The following is a 9871-nucleotide window of genomic DNA, read 5'->3' on the forward strand; positions in this document are numbered from 1 at the left end:
GCTTTTGGCCGCTTCAAGGGCACCTTCGCGGGCAAGCCTCGCTCCTACGGGGATGGGTGTTTCCTCAGGAAAATTTCATTCCATGGAGTTGTTTTGCGTGTGGCCGTCAGAAGGCAGGCTTCACGCTGGTACCGAAATAGTGCTGGGACAGGTCGTCATAGTCTTTGCTGGCCAGCAAAGAGGTGATGGCTTTGTCGAGTCGGGCCTTGAGTTCGGCGTCATCCTTACGCAGACCAGCGCCCACGCCTTTGCCGAAAATCGGGTCATACGGCACGGCACCCAGGTATTCCAGGTTGCTGTTGCGGGCATCCGGGGTCTGCACGAAGGCTGCCATCGCCGTGCCGTCCGCCATCATCAGGTCGATGCGACCGGCAATCAGGTCGGCGTTGGCCGAGTCCTGGGTGTCGTAATACTTCACGTCAGCGATTTTTTCGTAGTACTGCTTGAGGTAACTGGCGCTCACCGTCGAGTTCTGCACACCGATGATTTTGCCCTTGAGGTCATCCGGATACGTTTTCACCGATGTGCCTTTCGGCCCGACAATCGCAATCACTGAGTCGTAATACGCCTTGCTGAAGGCGATCTGTTTTTCGCGCTCCTCAGTCACCGACATCGACGAGAAAATCACGTCGATCTTCTTCGCCAGCAACGACGGAATGATCCCGTCCCACGCCACTTCCTTGATCTCGCACTCGGCTTTCATTTCGCTGCACAGCTTGTGGATCAGGTCGACTTCAAAGCCTTTCCATTCACCGTTGGCCTGCTTCTCGGTGTATGGCGGATAGGGTTCGGCTGCGACTGCGAACCGTATAGGTTGTGCTTGTGCCGCGCTCATCCCGGCCAGCAATACGCAGGCCACGCCCGTCATCCAGTTTGCCAAACGTCGATTTCCCATGATTTTTCCCCGTCTTTTTATGATGTTTTCAGCGAGTCTGATGAGCGTTGACGAATTGTCGGCAACGCTCGCTGCGTGGGTGTACAAAAACGTCGTCCGGCGAACCGGTTTCCTCGATCAGCCCTTGGTGCAGGTAGGCGACTTGGGAAGAGACATCGCGGGCGAAAGCCATTTCATGGGTCACCAGGATCATGGTCCGGCCTTCTTCCGCGAGCGAGCGGATCACCCGCAGCACTTCGCCGACCAGTTCCGGGTCGAGTGCCGAGGTGGGTTCATCGAACAGCATGACCTTGGGCCGCATGGCCAGGGCCCGGGCGATGGCCACCCGCTGCTGCTGTCCCCCGGAGAGAAACGCCGGGTACTCGTTGCGCTTGGCCGCCAGTCCCACGCGTTCGAGCAAGGCTTCGGCCCGTTCAGTGGCCTCCGCACGGCTTTCACGCAGGACCTGGGTCGGCGCCTCGATGAGGTTTTCCAGCACCGTGCGATGGGGCCAGAGGTTGAAGTTCTGGAACACCATGCCCAGGCTCGAACGGATACGCACCAGTTGCCTGGCGTCCTTCACCAGCGGCGTGCCGGGACGATCGAAGTTCAGGTGAATGCTTTCGCCGTCCACCAGAATGCGCCCCTGGTCCGGCACTTCGAGCATATTGATGCAGCGCAGCAAGGTGCTTTTGCCCGAGCCGCTGGCACCGATCAGTGAGATCACATCGCCTTCGCGAGCAGTAAGGGAAACGCCTTTGAGGACCTCGATATTGCCAAAGCGTTTGTGCAGACCATCGACTTCGATCATGGTTTTGGCCTTGACCGGCTCAACCGCCGCTTCGCAGGTCACACGGCTGATCACCGGCCGCGGCGCTTCGCCTTTCAACACCCGCACAAAGTCGCGAATGCGCTGGCAGGCCTGGGCCAGTCGTTCTTCACCCAGAGTGAACGAGAGCCGCACAAAGCCTTGGGCCGGCTCGCCGAACGCCGCCGCATCCAGCACCGAGACACGCGCCTCGCGCAACAGCCGCCAGGCGAACTCCAGAGAGGTCAGGCCGGTGTCACGCACGTCCACCAGCACGAACATGCCGGCATCGGGAGTGAGCACGGAAATTCCCGGGCAATCCGACAGGCTGGTCACCACCAGATCGCGACGACGGCGATAGATGTCGCGCATGCCGTGGGTCACCTCTTCATGGGCTTGAACTGCCTTGAGTGCAGCCTCCATGACAAAGCCCGGCAAACCATAAAGCATGCTCAACACCAGGGTTTCGGCGTGAGCCACGAGGGCTTCATCGGCAACGATCCAACCGGTACGCCAGCCGGTCATCGCGTGGGATTTGGACAGGCTGCCGATCACCACGCAGCGCTCGGCCATGCCCGGCAACGCGGCCAGGCTGAGGTGCTCGCGTTCGAAGGTCAGGCTTTCATAGACCTCGTCCACCACGACCCACAGGTCGTACTGGATGGCGAGGTCGGCGATGGCTTGCAGCTCTTCGCGGTTGAGCACCACACCGGTCGGATTATTCGGATTGGAGAAGAACAGCGCCCGGGTGCGCGGGGTGATGGCCTTGGCCAGTACGGCGGCATCGAGCCGGAAACCTGAATCCGCCGAGCACGGCACGCGCACCAACGTGGCGCCGGACGCCTTGAGCGTTGCCTCATAGGTCACGTACATCGGGTCCAGGGCAATCACTTCGTCGCCGGTATTGAGCAGGCACATCGAGGTGATGAACAGCGCGTTCTGTGCCCCCGCCGAAATGATGACGTTTGGCGCCGTCACCTCACGGTCAAACAGCACGCTGTACCGAGCGGCGATGGCTTCCCGCAAAGCCTGGCGACCGGCGATCTCGGTGTAATGGGTGTCACCCTCACGCAGCGCATGAATCGCGGCATCGGTGATGAAGTCGGGGGTGGGGAAATCCGGGTCGCCGACGCTGAGAATAATCACATCCTCACCGCGGCGCTGGGCTTCAAATGCCGCATTGTGAATATCCCAGGCCGCTACACCGTCGCCAGAAATCCGCTCAACAAAGGGTGAAAACCGCATGCCAGTGCCTCGTTCGAAAAGAAGAAACGCAAGCCCGCGCAACCAGCCGGGGAGGTGGAACGAACATAGTCGAAGCTGAACACTCGTTCAACAGAAAAGTGAACAGGGTTCGCGTTCAGCGTAAACAGGTCGTTTTTACGACAGTCGTGCCGTTTCCAGGGGTAATCGACAGCCCAATCAACTTAAGGGAAACAACTTGCCATGTGCGCAACGCTTCTCTGAGCGACGTTTAAAAGCGAGTTGCTAGCCATATGCCATCAGTCGATAATCCTGCCCCCGGTAACACTCACGTAAGGAAACGCCGTGAAAAAACTTCTATTGTTGGTCCCTCTGTTCGCCCTGCTGCTGCAAGGTTGTGGCGTGACCATGACCCGTTATGAGCCGAGCTTTGAAAACGTCCAACAGCTCAAGCAAACCCCACCCCTGCAATCGATCAGCAATGCTCAGGTCAAGGCGGATGCCGGTAAGGGCTCACTGACAGTCCGGGCCAACCCGATCAGCTCGCCGAGCGGCAGTATCACGCAACATATACAGGACGCGATTACCGAAGAACTGGGTCGGGCGGGCCTGCTGAACCCGCAAGCTCAGCGACATCTGGATGTGCTGGTCGTCAAGAATGAACTGACCGCAGGCATGGGCACTGGCACGGGCCAGCTTGCTGCGCGCTTTACATTGCTCAAGGGCAACGAGGTGGTTTACGACGCGACCAAGGATGTCAGCCGCCAGTGGGACAGCAGCTTTTTCGGCGCCATTGCGATCCCCAATGCGGCCAATGCCTACAACCCGATGGTTCGTGATTTGCTGAAGACGTTGTACAGCGACCCGCAGTTCATTCAAGCCCTCAAGTAAGGGCAAAAAAAGAGCCGCTTGTGCGGCTCTTTTTTTTTCAGGCCCGCGGCACCTGTGCATCGAGTGCCGAGTATTTCAGGCTTTTGCTCTCGACGACTTGCTTGAGCAGAGCATTGACCTGGCGGCTGAAGGTATCGCTGATTGCCTCTTTCGGGGTGTTGGCCATCAACGGCACAAACCAGATGCCCATCCAGGTATTGATTCCGTCATGGTTGCTCGCGTTGGTCAGCGTCTGCCCTTGGGAATCCAGCGTCTCCAGGCTCATGGTGTATTGGTCGGTCGCCAGTGTCGGGATGACGGTAAACGTCAGGCCACTGATAAAGGCCATGACCATCTGACCACCGCCCGGTGGATGGTTGTAAACCTTCAAGCGCAGGTTGTAATCACCCGGCTGCTTCTGGAACTCGTCCAGTGTGACGCGACCGAACAGACCGGAATCGGTCAGCACTTTTTGCAGCTCCGGCTTTAGCATGTCGCGTGCTTGTGGCATTTCAACGGCTGAAGCGCTTTTCGGCTCGCCTTGATAGAAATCGAAGTCTACGTAGACATTCGGTTTGTTCGAATAACTGGCCATCGACGGCAAATTGACCGGAGCGACTTCGTCTTTGGTAAAGCTGGCGCAACCACTTAGCCCGAGCACCAAGGCCAACCCTAGAATTTTCCCAAATTGCATGACAACTCCTTTAAATGATGGCATTGCGCCTCCACACCAGAGGGCGGCCGCGAATTCTAGAGCGTTGCCAGCAATAGTAAAAGGCCATCACTCAAAAACGGCAGGCCTCACGCCCACCCTTCCAGGCGCAGCGTGGCCCGGACCAGACGCTGCTCCTCGCTTTCGATTTCCCTGAGGTTCTCGCAGATGCTCTGGATGTGCGCGATCGCCGCCTTGCGCGCCTGCTCCGGCATGCGGCCGGTCACGGCGTTGTAGAGCCGGGCGTGCTGACGGTCGATCTGGCGTTTTTGCGGTGCGCGGTGGTAGAGGTTGTTGACCGAGGCGAACACGGTGTTGAGCAACAAGTCCGTCAGCGAGCGCAAGGTTTGCACCAGCACCGGGTTGTGCGAGGCCTCGCAGATCGCCAGGTGAAAGGCATGATCGAGCCGGGCGTGTTCGCTCGCTTCCATCGACCGCGTGCGGGCATCGAGCAGCGCTTCATAGCTGCGGGTGATGAGGACAAAATCCGCCTCGGTCCCGCGCAAGGCGGCCAGGCGAGCGGACTCCCCCTCAAGCAGGCTGCGCACCTCGAACAAATCGTAAAGTGTGCGCGGTTGTGAGCTGAACAAATGCATCAGCGGCGATGCGGCGCCGTGGCCCGACAGATCAGCGACAAAGGATCCCTTGCCCTGCTCCGTCTTGATAATCCCCCGGGCGCGCAACAACTTCAGGCCCTCGCGCAGCGCCGTGCGCGAGACGCCGAGTTTTTCGGTCAGGCGCCGTTCCGAAGGCAACAATTGCCCGGTCTTGAGGACCCCGTCGACGATCAGGCGTTCTATGCGCTCACAGACCACGTCTGCGACTTGAGGATTACGGGTCACTTTCTCACTCTCCATCGAATCTCCCACTGGTATGACCAGCCTCACCGGCAAAACCCGTCACGTTCGAATACAACCCTAAGTTTATGTATAGGCAGTTATTTTTCTCAAAAACGGGGAAACAACCCCTGAAGAACTGGTTCGACCACTCAAACAACACATGGACAGTAGGTCGCGTCAGGCCAATGATGCAAGTGAGCTTTCACCGCAAACAGACCTCTAATAAAAACAAACGGAGGGTCGTGAACCGCCTATGAACATCCTCTACGATGAACGCGTCGACGGCGTTCTGCCTGATGTCGACAGAGCCGCCCTGCTCCAGGCACTGAGCGCTCGCCTGCCGGACCTGGAAGTCCTGCATCAGCGCGAAGAACTCAAGCCGTATGAATGCGACGGACTATCCGCTTACCGCACTACGCCGATGCTGGTGGTGCTGCCGCGCCATATCGACGAAGTCCAGGGTGTGCTCAAGCTCTGCCATGAGTTTCACGTCCCGGTGGTTGCTCGCGGCGCCGGCACCGGTTTGTCCGGCGGTGCTCTACCGCTCGAAAAAGGCGTACTGCTGGTGATGGCGCGTTTCAACAACATCCTGCACATCGACCCCGCCGCACGCACGGCGCGGGTTCAACCGGGTGTGCGCAACCTGGCGATTTCCCAGGCCGCCGCACCGTTCGGCCTGTATTACGCGCCGGACCCCTCCTCGCAGATCGCCTGTTCAATCGGCGGCAACGTGGCCGAAAACGCCGGTGGCGTGCATTGCCTGAAATACGGTCTGACCGTGCACAACCTGCTCAAGGTCGACATCCTCACCGTCGATGGCGAACACCTGAGCCTGGGCTCCGAAGCGCTCGACTCGCCCGGGTTTGACCTGCTGGCGTTGTTTACCGGTTCTGAAGGCATGCTGGGGGTGATCACCGAAGTCACGGTCAAACTGCTGCCCAAACCGCAAACCGCCAAGGTGCTGCTGGCAGCGTTCGATTCCGTCGAAAAGGCGGGTCGTGCAGTCGGCGACATTATTGCCGCCGGCATCATTCCGGGCGGTCTGGAAATGATGGACAACCTGGCCATTCGCGCCGCAGAAGATTTTATTCACGCCGGTTATCCGGTCGACGCCGAAGCCATTCTGCTGTGCGAGCTCGATGGCGTCGAAGCCGACGTCCACGATGACTGCGACCGTGTGCGCCAGGTGCTGGAACAGGCCGGCGCCACCGAAGTCCGCCAGGCCAGGGATGAGGCGGAACGCGTGCGCTTCTGGGCCGGGCGCAAGAATGCGTTCCCGGCAGTGGGCCGCCTCTCGCCGGATTATTACTGCATGGACGGGACGATCCCGCGCCGCGAGCTGCCCGGCGTACTGCAGGCGATTGCCGCGCTGTCGGCTGAATACGACCTGCGGGTGGCCAACGTTTTCCATGCCGGTGACGGCAACATGCACCCGCTGATTCTGTTCGACGCCAACCAACCCGGCGAACTCGACCGCGCCGAAGCCCTGGGCGGCAAGATCCTCGAATTGTGCGTGAAAGTCGGCGGCAGCATCACCGGTGAACACGGGGTCGGCCGCGAGAAAATCAATCAGATGTGCGCGCAGTTCAACAGCGACGAGCTGACCCTGTTTCATGCCGTCAAAGCCGCGTTCGATCCGGGCGGCCTGCTCAACCCTGGCAAGAACATTCCGACGCTGCATCGCTGCGCCGAATTCGGCGCGATGCACGTTCACCTGGGTCAGATGCCCTTCCCTGATCTGGAGCGATTCTGATGCGCAGCAAACACGACATCGATGACAGCGGCGCGCTACTGGACCAGGTTAATCAGGCCCTGCAAAACGCCACGCCCCTGCGGATCCAGGGCGCCAACAGCAAAGCGTTTCTGGGCCGTATCGCGGCGGGCGAAGTGCTCGACACCCGCAGCCACCGAGGCATCGTCAGCTACGACCCGACCGAATTGGTGATCACCGCACGCTGCGGCACGCCGTTGGCAGAACTGGCCGATGTGCTGGATGCGGCACAGCAGATGTTGCCTTGCGAACCACCCTCCTTCGGAGACGGCGCCACCGTGGGCGGGATGATTGCCAGTGGACTGTCCGGGCCGCGGCGCCCGTGGTCAGGCTCGGTCAGAGACTTTGTGCTCGGGACACGGGTCATCACCGGCCACGGCAAGCATTTGCGCTTCGGCGGCGAAGTCATGAAAAACGTCGCCGGCTACGATTTGTCGCGCTTGATGGCCGGCAGTTATGGCGCACTGGGTGTGATCACTGAAGTCTCGCTGAAAGTGCTGCCGAAACCTCGGCAAGCGTTAAGCATCAGCCTGGAAATGGACAGCGATCGTGCCTTGCTGCGCCTCGCCGAATGGGGCCAGCAACCGCTGCCGATCAGCGCCGCGTGCCACGACGGTCAGCGCCTGCACTTGCGGCTTGAAGGTGGCGAAGGTTCGGTGGCAGCGGCGCATGACCGCTTGGGTGGCGAAGTGCTGGACGCTTCGTATTGGGCGGATCTCAACGAACATCGACTGAGCTTCTTTGATGAAGACCAGCCGCTGTGGCGCCTGTCGGTCCCGCACAACACGCCTCGACTGTCCCTGCCCGGCCTGCAAATGATCGACTGGGGCGGCGCCCAGCGCTGGCTCAAATCCGATGCCGAAGCGGCGTTCATCCGCAAGGTCGTCGCTGAAGTCGGCGGGCACGTGACCTGCTACAGCCACGGCCTGATCGACAGCCCCTTCCAACCGTTGCCGGACGCGCTGATGCGCTATCACCGCAACTTGAAGGACCAACTCGATCCACGGGGCATCTTCAACCCCGGTCGCCTGTACGCGGAGCTTTGACCCATGCAGACCACCTTGAGCGAACAGGCCCGCCAACTGCCCCGCGCCGAAGAAGCCGAAAGCATCCTGCGCACGTGTGTGCACTGCGGTTTCTGCAACGCCACCTGCCCGACCTATCAACTGCTCGGCGATGAACTGGACGGGCCGCGTGGGCGCATCTACCTGATCAAACAGGTGCTGGAAGGCAACGAGGTCACCCAGAAGACCCAACAGCATCTGGATCGCTGCCTGTCTTGCCGTAACTGCGAAACCACCTGCCCCTCGGGCGTCGACTATCACAACTTGCTCGACATCGGCCGCGCGGTGGTCGATGCGGCTGTGCCGCGTTCACTCGACCAACGCTTGTTGCGCGAAGGCTTGCGCAGCGTCGTACCCAACCCGGGGTTGTTCAAAGCGCTGCTCAGCAGCGGCCAGGTGTTCCGTGCGCTGCTGCCCAACACGCTGCGAGCCAAGCTGCCGCGCCGTGTGTATCCGGCCAAACAACGTCCGACCGCCCGCCACACCCGGCAGGTGCTGATGCTCGAAGGGTGCGTGCAGCCGAGTCTGTCGCCGAACACCAACGCGGCCACCGCGCGTGTCCTGGATCGACTGGGGATCAGCGTGACACCGGCGCGCGAGGCCGGTTGCTGCGGCGCGGTCGATTATCACCTGGACGCCCAGGCGGCCGGCCTTGATCGCGCGCGCCGCAATATAGACGCGTGGTGGCCGAGCATTGAACAAGGCGCCGAGGCCATCGTGCAAACCGCCAGCGGTTGCGGTGCCTTCATCAAAGACTACGGCCACCTGCTCAGCACCGATCCGGCGTATGCCGAGAAGGCCAGAAAGGTCAGCGCACTGGCCAAGGATCTGGTTGAAGTGTTGGGCGAGGAGCCGCTGGACCAGCTCGGCATCCACAGCGACCAGCGCCTGGCCTTCCATTGCCCCTGCACCTTGCAGCACGCACAGAAACTCGGCGGTGCGGTTGAGGCGCTGCTGACGCGCCTGGGTTTCAACCTCACGTTCGTTCCCGACGGTCACCTGTGTTGCGGCTCGGCGGGCACCTATTCGCTGACCCAACCGGAGCTGTCCCGGCAACTGCGCGACAACAAGCTCAATGCGCTGGAAAGCGGTCATCCCGAAGTCATTGTCACGGCCAATATCGGCTGTCAGTCCCACCTTGACGGTGCGGGCCGAACCCCTGTGCGCCACTGGATCGAACTGGTCGAAGCCGCGTTGCCCTCATCGAACCCCGGAGTATCCCCATGAAAAGCAAAGCCGTCCTCAGCCAGACCGAAGTCAGCCGGATTCTCAGCGCCGCACGCAACGAAGCACAGAATAATCAATGGGCCGTGACCATCGTGATTGTCGACGACGGAGGCCATCCTTTGGCCCTGGAGCGCCTCGACGGTTGCGCCCCGATCGGCGCCTACATCGCGACCGAAAAGGCCCGCACCTCAGCCCTTGGCCGACGGGAATCGAAAGGCTATGAAGAGATGGTCAACGGTGGACGCTACGCGTTTTTGTCCGCGCCGTTGCTGACGTCCCTGGAAGGTGGCGTACCAATCATCGTCGATGGCCAGGTGATCGGCGCGGTCGGCGTGTCCGGCGTCAAGGCCGAGCAGGATGCGCAAGTGGCCAAGGCCGGCGCGCAGTGTCTGAACTGAGCGGCAAACCAAATCATCACCGCATAACCCTGTGGGAGCGAGCCTGCTCGCGAATGCGGTGGATCAGCTGATATCAATGTTGATTGACACACCGCTTTCGCGAGC

General features: G+C 60.7%; 9 protein-coding genes. 5 read left to right on the forward strand and 4 right to left on the reverse strand.

Going from position 1 to position 9871, the window contains the following annotated elements:
* Positions 1-106 precede the first annotated feature (106 nt).
* Positions 107-895, reverse strand: coding sequence for a transporter substrate-binding domain-containing protein (locus tag QMX98_RS27930; protein ID WP_282411701.1), 789 nt, complete (start codon positions 893-895; stop codon positions 107-109).
* 28 nt (positions 896-923) lie between these two features.
* Positions 924-2927, reverse strand: a complete 2004-nt coding sequence (locus QMX98_RS27935; RefSeq protein WP_010459066.1) for an aminotransferase class I/II-fold pyridoxal phosphate-dependent enzyme — start codon at positions 2925-2927, stop codon at positions 924-926.
* Positions 2928-3230: 303 nt separating this feature from the next.
* Here QMX98_RS27935 and QMX98_RS27940 point away from each other — a divergent pair, with 303 nt between their 5' ends.
* Entirely contained in the window at positions 3231-3776 is a 546-nt protein-coding gene (locus QMX98_RS27940) for a hypothetical protein (protein ID WP_169857334.1), read from the forward strand.
* Positions 3777-3813: 37 nt separating this feature from the next.
* Here the strand turns inward: QMX98_RS27940 and QMX98_RS27945 are convergent, their stop codons facing one another.
* The gene (locus tag QMX98_RS27945; protein ID WP_010459059.1) at positions 3814-4449 is read right to left on the reverse strand and encodes a hypothetical protein; all 636 of its coding nucleotides are present in this window, start codon (positions 4447-4449) and stop codon (positions 3814-3816) included.
* A gap of 107 nt (positions 4450-4556) precedes the next feature.
* Positions 4557-5324, reverse strand: coding sequence for a transcriptional regulator GlcC (glcC, locus tag QMX98_RS27950; RefSeq protein WP_010459057.1), 768 nt, complete (start codon positions 5322-5324; stop codon positions 4557-4559).
* A gap of 235 nt (positions 5325-5559) precedes the next feature.
* On the opposite strand from glcC, the gene glcD reads away from it, so the two are divergent.
* The 4 genes from glcD to QMX98_RS27970 are packed head-to-tail and all read left to right on the forward strand — an operon-like array spanning position 5560 to position 9766.
* Positions 5560-7059, forward strand: a complete 1500-nt coding sequence (glcD, locus tag QMX98_RS27955; RefSeq protein ID WP_010459055.1) for a glycolate oxidase subunit GlcD — start codon at positions 5560-5562, stop codon at positions 7057-7059.
* Positions 7059-8123, forward strand: a complete 1065-nt coding sequence (gene glcE, locus QMX98_RS27960) for a glycolate oxidase subunit GlcE (protein ID WP_083377126.1) — start codon at positions 7059-7061, stop codon at positions 8121-8123. The genes glcD and glcE overlap by 1 nt, the downstream gene beginning before the upstream one ends.
* 3 nt (positions 8124-8126) lie before the next feature.
* Entirely contained in the window at positions 8127-9368 is a 1242-nt protein-coding gene (gene glcF, locus QMX98_RS27965) for a glycolate oxidase subunit GlcF (RefSeq protein ID WP_282411702.1), read from the forward strand.
* A complete protein-coding gene (locus QMX98_RS27970; protein WP_010459048.1) occupies positions 9365-9766 on the forward strand; it encodes a heme-binding protein in 402 nt (133 codons plus the stop codon). Before glcF ends, QMX98_RS27970 begins: the two co-directional genes overlap by 4 nt.
* Positions 9767-9871: the final 105 nt, after the last annotated feature.

Source organism: Pseudomonas sp. PS02303 (assembly GCF_029959925.1).
Classification (GTDB): Bacteria; Pseudomonadota; Gammaproteobacteria; order Pseudomonadales; family Pseudomonadaceae; genus Aquipseudomonas; species Aquipseudomonas mandelii.